The sequence below is a fragment of the Legionella sp. PC1000 genome, assembly GCF_014109805.1.
Classification (GTDB): Bacteria; Pseudomonadota; Gammaproteobacteria; order Legionellales; family Legionellaceae; genus Legionella; species Legionella resiliens.
On the sequence record NZ_CP059400.1, the window covers coordinates 232,247 to 244,799 of the forward strand.

Sequence of the window (12,553 nt, forward strand, 5' to 3'; positions counted from 1 at the left end):
AACTGGCGAATTTAGGTTAACTGAATCATTAGGTTAATTGAGTTTGGCTTTTTTATCTCCAATGGCCATGCCAACCGCCGCCGTGCCAGCCAACGCCACGCCAACCGACACCGCCCCAACCGACACCGCGCCAACCTCCATACCAACCACGACCACCCCAATAACCCAAGCCACTATAACCCAAACCACCATAACGCCATCCAGAATAGTAACGACCTGGATAATAGGAGTAACTTGAGTAGGAATAGGGATAATAGCTAGAATAATAATAGCTATTAGGGGCTGCTGCAGTAACATAACAGCCACTTAAAAAAAGTGTAGGTACAAACACTAATACTGCGATAATAATTTTTTTCATGATCGCTTTCCTTAGTCAATGTTCGCACATTAATTATACTGTATGGTCATATATTAATCAAAAAATATTTATTTATATTTCAATTGCTCAGCTGGTAATTGCTTATCAATTGAGGTTTGTTTTAATATAACTTGGATAAACCATGTCCATATCAATGGGTTCTATCGTGCGTATTTTATGAAGTACGGTTGTAAGCAGTTGAGAAAATGAATATTGAAATCAGTCTGCATTCGCTAAAATTAATAAAGAAATATTTATTAGCCGCCGGTGTTCATCCACGTGAACTCCGCTCTATTTCTTTGCCTGCTGATTTTATAACGTTGATGTCTTGGCTCGATGAAGAGCTAATAAAAAATTCCGAGAAATCATCAAAGGAAGAAAAGCAAAAAATAGAATTTATTCTTGTCTCCTTACGCACTGAGCTATTGCGCGATCTTTTCCTTTCTATGCAAGGAGATGATACCAACTTGCCTAAAGAAGTTGAAAATAATACGAAGGAAAAAATGAAGTTCGTAGTACTTACCATGGCAGGTATTTTGGTGGCAGCATGTCAGGGGTTTGATGGTATTGTGACTATGTTGAGTATTTTCAGCTTGCCTTCCTCGATAATTCTAGGCATTGGATTTGCGTTTTCATTCCTTTCTGTAATTGTTTTTTGTGGATTCGATTTAGTAAGAGTTTCGAATGCTCTAGGGATTAAGCTTAGTGATGCGTATAAGCTATTGGATGCATACTTGTTACAATTGCAAATGATTAAATCCATTCGAAAGAAAATAGATGATTATTATCTTTCAGATTTGTCTTCAAGTGACTTGAAGCAATTGGAGCTTATAATTTCCATGCTGCAAAAACACTTTGCATTACTTACTAAAGCCAGCACGCAATTTGAAAAGGCACTAAATAGTGAAAGCATTCAAACGGTTAAAACTCTGATTTCAGGTCTTTCTGCATTACTTTTCTTTGGGGGTGGTTTTTTTACAGGCCAATCAGTAGCTCTTTTTATGTCAAGTCTTATCATTAATTCAGCAATTCCGCCTTTTTGGCCGGTAATTATTTTTAGTGTCTTGGTAGGTTTAGCGGCATTGAGTATTTATTGGTATGTAGAGCGCCCGGTGCTAGACAAATTAGTGAGCAGTTGGTTTGGTTTGAATGAAGAGAGTGTAAAAAAATTATGTGATAAGCATTTAATCATTAAAGAAGAAAAAAAATTAGACCATTTGGAGGGGAAAGTAATCAGTGCTGCCAGGGTACCTCAAAAAAAGCCACAGCCGGAGCAACTTATTGATGAGCATGAGTCACAGGAACATAATGAATCAGTTCATGAACGAGTCAATATTGGTGCTAGAGTAAGTACTAATTATTATTCTTTTCTTAAACCATTGGCCCCCCCAGATCCATTACCAGCAATTTTAATTGAGGAAGAAAATTTTGATACTATCACGTGTTGTTCTATTTAGTGTGCGTTCACACCCGGAACGGTAATAAGCGTAAGAAAAAGGCAATTCGATGGTAATAGCCAGTTAAAGTTTATAAAAATCGAGTTGTAGCAATGAATTCTTCCTTTATATCAATTCACAGGTGAATTAAATTTTTTTGACAAATAGCGGAAATTTTTAAAAGCTTTACTGACGGTTTTTTCAACTATACTCATGGATGAAGCACCAATAGAACATCGTCAAATTCATTAATTGAGGCTGGATAGGTAATAGGATAAGAATATGTATTCAAAGGCACTTTCAAGGCTCGATAAAGCTGCGTCATTTTGTCATGTTGACGCAGAGGCTTTAGAAAAACTCAAACACCCTAAATCCTGTCTGGAAATATCCCTTCCCGTTCGCATGGATAATGGGGAGTTAAAAATTTTTACCGCCTATCGAGTCCATCATAACGACAGTCGTGGTCCTATGAAAGGTGGTATTCGTTTTCATCCGAAATTGAATTTGGATGAGATGAAAACCCTTGCGTTATGGATGACAATAAAATGCGCTGTTGTTGATATTCCGTTTGGGGGGGCGAAAGGCGGAATAATCGTTGATCCAAAACAATTATCTCGCATGGAGCTGGAACGGTTAAGTCGAAGCTATATTGAATTAGTAGCGGATTTTATCGGTCCAGACAAAGATATTCCTGCTCCCGATATGTACACCAATGAGATGATCATGGGCTGGATGATGGATGAGTATGCCACCATTGCTCGCCAAAATGTTCCAGCAGTAATCACCGGTAAACCTATTCCCTTGGGAGGATGCCTTGGACGTGAAGGAGCAACTGGCCTTGGGGCTTATTATTGCATTAAAATTCTTGAAAAAAAGAAAAAATGGAAACCTTCTAAGGTAAAGGTTGCTGTTCAAGGATTTGGGAATGTTGGAAGGAGCATAGCTCAGCTACTTTACGACGATGGCTATAAAATTACTGCAATAAGTGATTCAAAAGGAGGAGTTTATAATAATAAAGGCATCGATATACCGCGCATAATTGAAATTAAAAACTGCTCTACCAAAGCGGAGTCTCTCTATTGCAAAGAGTCTATTTCTGATATGGTGCAGGAAGATAAAATCACCAATGAAGAATTATTGGAACTTGATGTAGATTTACTTATCCCGGCTGCGGCGCAAAATCAAATTACTTCAGAGAATGCAGCAAAAATTAAAGCCCCTGTCATCATTGAAATTGCTAATGGCCCAATAACTGTGGAAGCAGATACAATACTGGAAAAAAAGAAAGTATTAATTGTGCCCGATATATTAGCCAATGCAGGTGGGGTAACCGTAAGTTATTTTGAGTGGGTGCAGAATAAATCAGGTTATTATTGGAGCTTAGAAAAAGTTCAAAAAGAATTACATACTATTATATCCCGTGAATTCAGTAATATTTGGAAGTTGATGGAAAAACACCAAATAGATATGCGGCAAGCGGCTTACATTCATGCTTTAACTCGATACGATAAAGCCGTGACAGCTCAAGGTACTCGCGGATATTTCGCAAAATTATAATCCATAGTTCCGATTAGAACAGGCTTTTTTGCATTTCCATTAGAATTGATGCAGGATAAAAAAATTGGTTTTAATGTGTAAGTTAAATATTCAATGTATCTTTTACAAACGGGATCGTTATTTTTCGCTGCGCTGCAAGAGAGGCATCATCCAAGCGATTGAGTAAATTATGTAAATCATGCATATTGCGAGAGCATCTATTCAATAAGAATTGTCCTACACTTTCTGGTAAGTCAAATCCTCGTTTTAAAGCATGGAGTTTTAGAGTATTAATTTTATCTTCATCATTTAATTCCATCAACTGAATCACTAATCCCCAACTTAATCTAGAGCGCAAGTCCGCCAGTTGGATAGGGATTGTGGTTGGTGATTGATTTCCCGAAATGATCAAAATACTTTTTTCCATGTCTTTTATTTTATTATATAAATGGAATAAAGCCTCTTCCCAGGAGGGATCTTTTGCGATTACATCAATATCGTCAATACATATTAATTCTTGCTCTTCCAGTCCTTCTATAGTTTGCGGTCCCCATTCTTTGAGGAGTGTTAAAGGGAGATAGATTGCGGAATGAGCATGGGCGGCTTGGCAACACGCTTGTAATAAATGAGTTTTACCACTGCCAGCATTGCCCCAGAGGTAAAGCAATCGGTCTTCCCTATGTGTGAGCATGTTATGTAATTGCTGTTGCAGCAGTTTATTACTTCCCCAATTAAAATCAGCAAGGGTTGCTTCATCATTTAATTTTATAGCTAATGCCAACTGCTTGTTCATTATGAGTGTTCTTTTTTGGGCCATGCTTTTCTGCCCCAGGTCCAAATATAATCAACATAAGTAATTGCGGTAGTAAACGTCGTTAAAATGATCAGAACATTAAGGAGATAGGGAGGAAATTCAAAATAAGCCAATTCAAATAAACAAAAAGTGACTAGAGTCAGTTGTAATGCCGTATTAATTTTACTGAGCAGCGTGGGTTGAAAGTCCAACTTACGACGAATAAATTGATACCAGGCAAGTACCCCTAAGGAAATGGTTAAATCTCTGAGGAAGACCAAAATTACGAGCCACCAAGGTAATACACCAATTAAGGCTAGAGAAATGAAGCTGGAAGCGATTAGTAATTTATCAGCCAGCGGATCAATAAAAGAGCCAAAAAAACTTTGCCAGTTAAAACTTCGGGCTAAAAAGCCATCTAAGCCATCACTCAATCCTGCGAAAATAAATAAATAAAAAGCAATAACATACTCATGACGATATAAATAAAATAGAAAAGGGGCGATTAACAGGAGCCGCAATAAAGTCAAAGCATTTGGAATGTATTTTAATATCATAGGCCATACGATAATTAATTTAATTACCCCTTATTTTGCCGCCTTTACAATGTTAATTTAGGGATTGGCTTTTTGAAGGGGATATGTTTGCTAAACAATATAGTCTAGTGTATACAATACTCGCAGTTCTGTCACTTATGTTTGTCTTCATTTTTACGATACATAATCACTGTGTTACCAATCATTTGTACGAGTTCAGCATGGAGTTGCCCACATAGCTCAGCAGCCATAATAAGTCGGTCTTCTTTTTCTGCACCATTTATTTTTACTTTTATTAATTCATGTGCAAGTAATGCGATATCTGTTTCTGCAATAACAGCTTCAGTTAACCCTTTAGCACCAAGAAGCACAACGGGTTTCAGATGATGCGCTTGGGCTTTAAGAGATTTTTTGAGTGAAGTATCCACGTAATGTTCCTTAATATAAACAGACCCTAATGCACTGATTTTCGAGACTGAATGATAAAATGGTAAATTATTGCACGTTTTGCTGGGAAAAGGTAGTAAAATTCAGTATCATAGATCAAATTGATACTCTATATAAATTTATGAAGCGTACTAAAAGCAGCAAACGATGGTTGCAAGAGCACTTTGATGATGTTTTCGTTAAAAAAGCACAAGTAGAGGGCTATCGCAGTCGTGCGGTATACAAATTGAAAGAAGTAGATGAGAAAGAGTCGTTGCTCAAACCAGGAATGACTGTTGTTGATCTGGGCGCAGCTCCAGGGGGATGGACTCAGTATGTATCTGAACGGTTACAAGGCCGCGGACGTATAATTGCACTGGATATTTTGCCTATGGATACCATACCTGATGTGGATTATGTACTGGGTGATTTCCGGGAAGATGAAGTGTTGCAAAGGCTCATAAACCTAATCCCAGAACACAGCGTCGACTTGATATTATCAGATATGGCCCCAAATATGAGTGGAACCACTGCAATTGATATTCCACGAGCAATGTATTTGGTTGAGCTGGCCTTTGATTTTGCGGAGAAAATGTTAAAGCCTGGAGGTTCTATGCTTATTAAAATCTTTCATGGGGCTGGTTTTGATGAGTTAGTAAAGCAAGCGAGATCTTCTTTTGAGAAAGTCGTGATTCGAAAGCCTTTGGCTTCTCGTGCTCGCTCAAAAGAAACCTATTTGCTGGCAAAGGGATACAATTTATAGTAACTTTATGATCTAAGAATTTCGATCATAAAATAACAGCTGTACGTCACTAACGAGGTTAATACTTTGAACGACATGGTTAAGAATTTATTTTTATGGCTGATTATAGCGATCGTGCTTGTTTCGGTTTTCAGTAATTTCGGCCCTCGAAACTCGGTTGCTGAGAAACTTTCTTACAGCCAATTTTTGAAAGAAGTCGATCAAGGTATGGTTAATTCAGTCACCATCGAGGATGATAAGATCATCAAAGGGATGACTAAAAATAATAAGCGATTTATTACTTACATGCCTATGCAAGATAATGCTTTATTAGGTGAATTACTGAAAAGCAAAGTCGATGTAAGCGGCCAAGAAAAACAACAAGAAAGTTTCCTCCTCCATTTGTTTATTAATTGGTTCCCGATGCTGCTTTTAATTGGCGTTTGGGTATTTTTTATGCGTCAGATGCAAGGCGGGGGTGGCCGAGGTGCCATGTCGTTTGGTCGTTCAAGGGCACGCTTACTGGGCGAGGATCAAGTTAAGGTAACTTTTGCGGATGTTGCTGGCGTAGATGAGGCTAAAGAGGAAGTTAAGGAATTAGTTGACTTTTTACGCGATCCTACCAAATTCCAAAATCTGGGCGGACGTATTCCTCGCGGTGTGTTATTAGTTGGTTCTCCTGGAACAGGTAAAACCCTTTTAGCTCGAGCTGTTGCTGGTGAAGCTAAAGTACCTTTCTTCACAATTTCGGGTTCTGATTTTGTTGAAATGTTTGTTGGTGTGGGTGCGTCTCGTGTGCGCGATATGTTCGAGCAAGCAAAAAAACATGCTCCTTGCATTATTTTCATTGATGAAATTGATGCGGTAGGTCGTCATCGTGGCGCTGGCCTTGGTGGAGGTCATGATGAGCGCGAGCAAACGTTAAACCAATTACTGGTTGAAATGGATGGTTTTGAAGGAAGTGAGGGGGTTATTGTTGTTGCCGCAACAAACCGCCCAGATGTTTTGGATCCTGCGCTATTACGCCCAGGTCGTTTCGATCGCCAGGTTGTAGTTCCTTTACCGGATATACGGGGTCGCGAACAAATATTAAGGGTGCATTTGCAAAAAGTTCCGGTAGATAGCAATGTGGACATTATGGCGATTGCCCGAGGCACTCCAGGGTTTTCTGGAGCAGATCTCGCAAATCTGGTGAATGAAGCGGCTTTATTTGCTGCACGTGCAAACAAACGTAAAGTCAGCATGGCAGAACTGGATAATGCAAAAGATAAAATTATGATGGGAGCTGAACGACGCTCTATGGTGATGGATGACAATGAGAAAAAACTGACTGCATATCATGAAGCAGGCCATGCGATCGTTGGTTTATCTGTACCCGAACATGATCCTGTTTATAAAGTTTCTATTATTCCGCGGGGCCGCGCTCTTGGTGTGACAATGTTTCTACCGGAGCAAGATAGGTACAGTCATAGTAAACGTCGTTTGGAAAGTCAATTATCCAGTCTATTTGGTGGCCGCATCGCAGAAGAGCTTATCTTTGGTCCGGAAAGTGTAACCACAGGGGCATCGAATGACATTATGCGTTCTACTGAAATAGCACGCAAAATGGTTACCACGTGGGGGCTGTCGACTTTGGGCCCACTGACTTTTGGTGAAGAAGAAGAGGAAGTATTCTTAGGCCGCTCAATGAATAAACATAAAGAAATGTCAGATAGAACCGCACAACAAATTGATGATGAAGTGCGTGCAATTATTGACAGGAATTACAAGCGTGCTAAAGAAATTCTGGTTTCCAATATGGATACGTTGCATTTAATGGCTCAAAGTTTAATTAAATACGAAACGATTGATCTCAAGCAAATACAAGAGATTATGTCTGGAAAGGAACCTTCTCCACCCGAGGACTGGGGTTCATCAAAACCTCTGGATGGAGCTGAAGTGGTAAATAACTCATCAGAAAAGCCAACAGAGAATGAAGTGAGTGTAAATCCTGCTGAAGAGCACTGAGATTATTAGTGAGAGACGCAGGTGAATTCAAAGCAATTTTCAGGTTGGCTTGAGCGTCAACGCCAACCTTCTTTAGATAATCTATCAGAAAAACCATTAATTATGGGCATCTTGAATGTCACTCCGGATTCTTTTTCCGACGGTGGTAAATTTTTATCTCCGGATAGGGCTTGTGAACAGGCATTCCACCTAATAAGTCAAGGAGCTGATTTAATCGATGTTGGGGGGCAATCTACCAGACCAGGTGCACAGTATGTTCCACTTGATGTAGAATTGACCCGGGTCATTCCTGTCATTGAGCAAATTCGTATTAGTTCAGATATTTGTATCTCTATCGATACAAATAAACCCGAAGTAATGGAAGCTGCTGTGGGTGCTGGGGCCAACATAATTAATGATATTTATGCCCTACGCACTGAAGGGGCTCTCGAAATGGCTGCAAAACTAGCCGTTCCTGTTTGTTTGATGCATATGCAAGGAGCACCCCATAATATGCAACAAAACCCATATTATCCAGATGGTGTGCTTACTGAAGTGAAGCGTTTTTTTATAGAGCGCATAACAGAGTGTGATCGTGTCGGTATTCAAAGAAACAATATAATTTTGGATCCGGGCTTTGGATTCGGAAAACAAGTACAAGATAATTTGCTCTTAGTCAAAAATCTTGATAGCTTTGCAACATTTAAAATGCCTCTGCTTTTAGGGGTATCACGCAAAAGCACTATTGGAGCAATTCTTGCTAAAGGAGTGGATGAGCGTTTAATAGGAAGTATAGCGGTCGCAGTTTATGCTGCACTGAAAGGTGCTGGGATCATTAGAACGCATGATGTCGATGAAACAAATCAAGCGTTGCATATGATTGCCACGATAGAGAAGGCCAACATATCAGCTCATACGGGCTAAAAATTCTTGATAAGAGGTGGTTAAGGATGAGTCAACGTAAATATTTTGGTACGGATGGTATACGCGGACACGTGGGTTTATCAAATATTAACCCTGAATTTGTATTGAAACTGGGTTGGGCAGTTGGTCGAGTCCTTGCCAATGGCCAACGCAAAAAAGTAGTGATTGGAAAAGATACAAGGGTATCGGGTTATATGTTGGAATCTGCTCTTGAAGCAGGACTGTCCGCTGCTGGTGTTGACGTTGCTTTGCTTGGACCTATGCCGACACCAGCTATAGCTTATCTAACCCAAACACTTAGAGCAAATGCAGGGATTGTCATCAGTGCATCCCATAATCTGTTTGAAGATAATGGAATCAAGTTTTTTTCCTCTGAAGGAGGTAAATTACCTGATAGTGTTGAGCTGGCAATTGAAGCTGAACTGGAAACGAAAATGCAAACCGTACCTTCTCAGAATTTAGGGAAGGCAACACGAATTAATGATGCAAGTGGACGGTATATAGAGTTTTGTAAATCCACTATTCCGTCATTAACGCGGTTATCGGGGCTGAAAATTGTAGTTGATTGCGCGAATGGTGCGACCTATCACATTGCCCCTAACGTATTTTCTGAACTCGGAGCCCAAGTTATTTCCATTGGAAATCGTCCTGATGGTTTTAATATTAACGAGGATTGTGGCTCAACCTCTCCCGAACTGCTAAGACAAAAGGTCATAAGTACTGGAGCAGATATTGGTGTCGGCCTAGATGGTGATGGCGATCGTGTCATCCTTATTGATTCGGATGGTCGTTTAATTGATGGAGATCAAATCCTTTATATTATTGCCAAAGACAGGCATCAGCGAGGCGTACTAAACGGTGGTGTAGTTGGTACCCAGATGAGCAATTATGGGCTGGAAATCGCTATTAAGAGTTTAGGCATTCCCTTTGTCCGAACTCGGGTAGGCGATCGATATGTTTTAGAAGCCTTGCGGGAAAAAGATTGGAAAATAGGTGGGGAAACTTCGGGACATATCGTCTGCTTGGATAAAACTACAACAGGTGATGGGATAGTTGCTGCCTTACAAGTATTATCAATTATGGTTAAGCAGGGTAAAACGCTGCAGCAATTAATTCAGGGCATCAATCTATTACCACAAAGTTTAGTGAATTTAAAAACCAATTATGCAACCTTACTCGCAGAACACTCACAAGTAGTTGAAATAGTGAGGGCTTTAGAATCAAGTCTAAATGGAGAAGGAAGAGTGTTGCTCAGACCTTCAGGAACTGAACCCTTATTACGTGTTATGGTAGAGGGCCTGGATGAGTCTATGGTGAAACGACACGCGCAAAAGCTATGTGATGATATAAGTCAGATTGAGAGGAATTTAAACATTTAGTGATAAATCAGACATATCAACTGAACCATTTGATAAAAAAATCACAATAGGACTACACATCAGCAATTAGTTTGGGTATAGTCCGCAGTTGAAAATGAAGGGGCATCTGATGAGACACAAGATAGTTGCTGGCAACTGGAAAATGAACGGACAGCTGCAGCAGGTAATTCAATTAAGTAATGAACTTAAAGAGTTACTTTATTCTATTGGCAATGTGCACGTAATTGTAATGCCACCTGCGATTTATATTCCGCAAGTTAGAGATATTCTTGCTGAGAGTATAATTAATATAGGCGCCCAGAATGTGTATCCAAAGGATTTTGGTGCCTACACTGGTGAGATATCTGCACCTATGTTAAAGGAGTTTAACTGTCGTTATATTTTGGTAGGACACTCTGAGAGAAGACATTGTCTTCATGAAGATGAAAATTTTGTAGCGCAAAAATTCCACCATGTGAAAGAACATGGTATGATACCGATTCTTTGTGTCGGTGAAACGCTTGCTGAACGCGAAAAGGGTCAAACAGAACAAGTAATTGCTAAGCAACTGCTTGCGGTAAGTGAACACGATAAAAATTGTTTTCGTGATTGTGTTATAGCTTACGAACCCGTCTGGGCAATAGGTACAGGAAAAACTGCATCACCAGAACAGGCACAGGAAGTACATCAGTTTATTAGAAAGCTGATTGCAGAGATAAATCATAGCGATGCTCAGCGTTTACCGCTTCTTTATGGAGGGAGTGTAAACGAAAACAATGCCAGGGCTTTATTTGCCATGCCCGATGTAGATGGTGGCCTGGTTGGCGGTGCATCGTTGAACGCGAAACAGTTTGTGGAAATTGTGAAATGTATCAATTGATATTAATGATTCATGTAATTGTTGCTGTAGTCTTAATAGGCTTGGTCCTTATCCAGCATGGTAAAGGTGCTGATATTGGTGCGGCTTTTGGATCTGGAGCTTCGAATACCTTATTTGGAAGCCAGGGAACAGGTGGTTTTTTATTTAAACTAACCGGTGGTTTGGCGCTGACCTTTTTCATCACCAGTTTATTGTTATCCTATTTGGTGTCTGTTCAATATCAAAAGGCGGATCAGCAAATAATTCCTCAACAAAACAGTGTACCTGCGAATTCAATTCCAGTACCAGTAGATAATGGTAAGAAAAAATAAATAAAATATCTTCCTCTGCACTTGAATATAGAGAAGATTGGGAATGAATAATTATTAATAATAAAGAATTGCCGAAGTGGTGGAATTGGTAGACACGCCGTCTTGAGGGGGCGGTGGCGAAAGCCGTGCCGGTTCGAGTCCGGCCTTCGGCACCATTTTAATCCGTACAATGGTGAAAAAATGCTATCTCAATATTTACCTGTTCTTATTTTCATAATTATCGGATTGGCATTGGGCTTGGCAATGTTAGGGGCTGGCTCTCTTCTTTCAAAGCACAATCCTGATAGTGCCAAGAACGCTCCTTACGAATGTGGATTTGGTGCATTTGAGAGTTCCCATATTCCATTTGATGTTCGCTTTTATCTGGTTGCAATATTATTTATTATTTTTGACTTGGAAACCGCATTTTTCTTTCCATGGGCTTTAGCTTTGCGCAAAATTGGTTGGTTTGGTTTTGCTGGAATGATGTTATTTTTAGGATTATTAGTAATTGGCTTTATTTATGAATGGAAACGAGGCGCACTAGATTGGGAATAATCCAGGTGCGAAGTAGAGCTTGTTTTACAATTCTCTTGTTTTGACCGCAAGGACTCGATTTTCTGTACTCTGATGCGTTGCATATACTAGCGTATATTCGCTTCGGTGTTCGAAAATCAAGGCCTTGCGACTCAACCCAACGAATTGTAAACAGGCATTAAATTCACTTCTGATGCAACTTCATAAAGAAGGAAGCAATCAGGAGTGGGTATTTTTTATTAATATTTTAACTGCTTAGAGGCTAGCTATGGCGGTTGCAGAATTGCAAAAAAGTGGCTTTGTAACGACTTCAGTCGAAAAACTTCTCGGATGGGCACGTAGTGGTTCTATGTGGCCTATGACTTTTGGATTGGCATGTTGTGCAGTAGAAATGATGCACGTAGGTGCAGCACGCTATGACTTAGACCGGTTTGGAATTATTTTTCGCCCCAGCCCACGGCAATCGGATGTAATGATAGTTGCTGGTACTTTATGCAATAAAATGGCTCCTGCTTTGCGCAAAGTTTACGATCAAATGCCTGAACCACGATGGGTTGTTTCCATGGGTTCTTGTGCGAATGGGGGTGGTTATTATCATTACTCTTACTCTGTAGTTCGAGGGTGTGATCGTATTGTTCCAGTCGATGTATATGTGCCAGGTTGCCCTCCAACTGCTGAAGCGCTGTTGTATGGCATTATTCAATTACAAAACAAAATCAGGCATAAAAAAATCTTAGAAGCTTAAGCTCAT

The 12,553-nt window shown here is 39.8% G+C and carries 14 protein-coding genes and 1 tRNA gene; 11 read left to right on the forward strand and 4 right to left on the reverse strand.

From position 1 onward, the window contains the following. Positions 1-52: 52 nt before the first annotated feature. Positions 53-358, reverse strand: coding sequence for a hypothetical protein (locus FOLKNPGA_RS01025; RefSeq protein ID WP_182351349.1), 306 nt, complete (start codon positions 356-358; stop codon positions 53-55). Positions 359-564: 206 nt separating this feature from the next. Here FOLKNPGA_RS01025 and FOLKNPGA_RS01030 point away from each other — a divergent pair, with 206 nt between their 5' ends. Then, positions 565-1,815 (forward strand): hypothetical protein, encoded by a 1,251-nt coding sequence (locus FOLKNPGA_RS01030; protein ID WP_182351350.1) that lies wholly within the window; start codon positions 565-567, stop codon positions 1,813-1,815. Between the two features lie 261 nt (positions 1,816-2,076). Beyond that, a complete protein-coding gene (locus FOLKNPGA_RS01035) occupies positions 2,077-3,351 on the forward strand; it encodes a Glu/Leu/Phe/Val dehydrogenase (RefSeq protein ID WP_182351351.1) in 1,275 nt (424 codons plus the stop codon). A gap of 82 nt (positions 3,352-3,433) precedes the next feature. Here FOLKNPGA_RS01035 and hda read toward each other — a convergent pair whose 3' ends face one another. The 3 genes from hda to yhbY all read right to left on the reverse strand — a co-directional run bounded on the left by hda (position 3,434) and on the right by yhbY (position 5,087). Continuing rightward, positions 3,434-4,123, reverse strand: coding sequence for a DnaA regulatory inactivator Hda (gene hda, locus FOLKNPGA_RS01040; RefSeq protein WP_182352715.1), 690 nt, complete (start codon positions 4,121-4,123; stop codon positions 3,434-3,436). Continuing rightward, a complete protein-coding gene (locus FOLKNPGA_RS01045; protein ID WP_182351352.1) occupies positions 4,123-4,680 on the reverse strand; it encodes a CDP-alcohol phosphatidyltransferase family protein in 558 nt (185 codons plus the stop codon). The genes hda and FOLKNPGA_RS01045 overlap by 1 nt, the downstream gene beginning before the upstream one ends. 131 nt (positions 4,681-4,811) lie before the next feature. Next, the gene (gene yhbY / locus FOLKNPGA_RS01050) at positions 4,812-5,087 is read right to left on the reverse strand and encodes a ribosome assembly RNA-binding protein YhbY (RefSeq protein ID WP_182351353.1); all 276 of its coding nucleotides are present in this window, start codon (positions 5,085-5,087) and stop codon (positions 4,812-4,814) included. A gap of 140 nt (positions 5,088-5,227) precedes the next feature. Here yhbY and rlmE point away from each other — a divergent pair, with 140 nt between their 5' ends. From rlmE to FOLKNPGA_RS01095, 9 genes are all read left to right on the forward strand, one after another. Next, complete coding sequence (rlmE, locus tag FOLKNPGA_RS01055; RefSeq protein ID WP_182351354.1) at positions 5,228-5,848, forward strand: 23S rRNA (uridine(2552)-2'-O)-methyltransferase RlmE; 621 nt, start codon at positions 5,228-5,230, stop codon at positions 5,846-5,848. 75 nt (positions 5,849-5,923) lie between these two features. Beyond that, positions 5,924-7,834 carry an ATP-dependent zinc metalloprotease FtsH gene (gene ftsH / locus FOLKNPGA_RS01060; protein ID WP_182351355.1) on the forward strand — a complete coding sequence of 637 codons (1,911 nt, stop codon included), beginning with the start codon at positions 5,924-5,926 and terminating at the stop codon, positions 7,832-7,834. A gap of 21 nt (positions 7,835-7,855) precedes the next feature. Next, on the forward strand, positions 7,856-8,737 hold the full coding sequence (gene folP, locus FOLKNPGA_RS01065) for a dihydropteroate synthase (RefSeq protein WP_182351356.1): 882 nt from the start codon (positions 7,856-7,858) through the stop codon (positions 8,735-8,737). Positions 8,738-8,763: 26 nt separating this feature from the next. Continuing rightward, positions 8,764-10,116, forward strand: coding sequence for a phosphoglucosamine mutase (glmM, locus tag FOLKNPGA_RS01070; RefSeq protein WP_182351357.1), 1,353 nt, complete (start codon positions 8,764-8,766; stop codon positions 10,114-10,116). Between the two features lie 109 nt (positions 10,117-10,225). Continuing rightward, the gene (gene tpiA / locus FOLKNPGA_RS01075; protein ID WP_182351358.1) at positions 10,226-10,975 is read left to right on the forward strand and encodes a triose-phosphate isomerase; all 750 of its coding nucleotides are present in this window, start codon (positions 10,226-10,228) and stop codon (positions 10,973-10,975) included. Beyond that, complete coding sequence (gene secG / locus FOLKNPGA_RS01080) at positions 10,963-11,286, forward strand: preprotein translocase subunit SecG (protein ID WP_182351359.1); 324 nt, start codon at positions 10,963-10,965, stop codon at positions 11,284-11,286. Before tpiA ends, secG begins: the two co-directional genes overlap by 13 nt. Before the next feature lie 70 nt (positions 11,287-11,356). After that, positions 11,357-11,441 (forward strand) — tRNA-Leu (locus tag FOLKNPGA_RS01085). A gap of 25 nt (positions 11,442-11,466) precedes the next feature. Next, positions 11,467-11,823 (forward strand): NADH-quinone oxidoreductase subunit A, encoded by a 357-nt coding sequence (locus FOLKNPGA_RS01090; protein ID WP_058516495.1) that lies wholly within the window; start codon positions 11,467-11,469, stop codon positions 11,821-11,823. Positions 11,824-12,070: 247 nt separating this feature from the next. Then, positions 12,071-12,547, forward strand: a complete 477-nt coding sequence (locus FOLKNPGA_RS01095) for an NADH-quinone oxidoreductase subunit B family protein (protein WP_182351360.1) — start codon at positions 12,071-12,073, stop codon at positions 12,545-12,547. Positions 12,548-12,553: the final 6 nt, after the last annotated feature.